This is a genomic window from Streptosporangium sp. H16 (assembly GCF_051918855.1).
Lineage (GTDB): Bacteria > Actinomycetota > Actinomycetes > Streptosporangiales > Streptosporangiaceae > Streptosporangium.
In genome coordinates this window covers 1-844 of record NZ_JBPXMD010000125.1, presented here as the reverse complement: position 1 = coordinate 844, position 844 = coordinate 1, and the positions used below count along the sequence as shown (strand labels likewise).

Here is an 844-nt window from a genome sequence, read left to right as displayed (position 1 = left end):
GACCTGGAAGGGCGAGCAGCGTACCTTCGCCGCCCGCGACCTGTCCGGCGTCGACTATGTCTACCTGTGGGTCGACGGCATCCACGTCAACATCCGGCTGGAAGAACACAAGCTGTGCCTGCTGGTGATGATCGGGGTGCGCGCCGATGGCCGTAAGGAACTCGTCGCGCTGAGCGACGGCTATCGGGAGTCGGCTGAGTCGTGGGCGGATCTGCTGCGCGATGCCAAGCGACGCGGGATGCGGGCGCCGGTGCTGGCGATGGGGGACGGTGCGCTGGGGTTCTGGTCCGCGCTGCGTGAGGTGTTTCCGCAGGCCAGAGAGCAGAGGTGTTGGTTTCACAAGATCGCCAATGTACTGGGGGCGCTGCCGAAGTCCGCTCACCCCGCAGCGAAGAAGGCCCTGGCCGAGATCTGGAACGCCGAGGACAAGGTCCATGCCCAGGCCGCGGTCAAGGACTTCCAGGCCGCCTACGGCGCCAAGTATCCCAAGGCCGTGGCCAAGGTGGTCGACGACCTCGACGAGCTGCTCGCCTTCTATGACTTCCCGGCCGAGCACTGGGTGCATCTGCGCACGACCAATCCGATTGAGTCGACCTTCGCCACCGTCCGGCACCGCACCAAGGTCACCAAGGGGCCCGGCTCACGCGCTGCCGGGCTGGCCATGGCGTTCAAGCTGATCGAGTCCGCTCAGGCCCGCTGGCGTGCGGTCAACGCCCCTCATCTGGTCGCGCTGGTCCGCGCCGGGGCGACCTTCATCGGCGGCAAGCTCGTCGAACGACCCGACGACCGAGTCTCATCCGCAGCCGCTTAAAAGATCTTGATCCACAGGTATTGACGATTGCTC

General features: G+C 65.9%; 1 protein-coding gene. It reads left to right on the top strand.

Features of this window, described 5'->3' with window-relative positions:
* Positions 1 to 811 (top strand): IS256 family transposase (locus tag ACTOQ2_RS43970; protein ID WP_440107992.1); only part of this gene is annotated, 811 nt, incomplete at its 5' end.
* Positions 812 to 844: the final 33 nt, after the last annotated feature.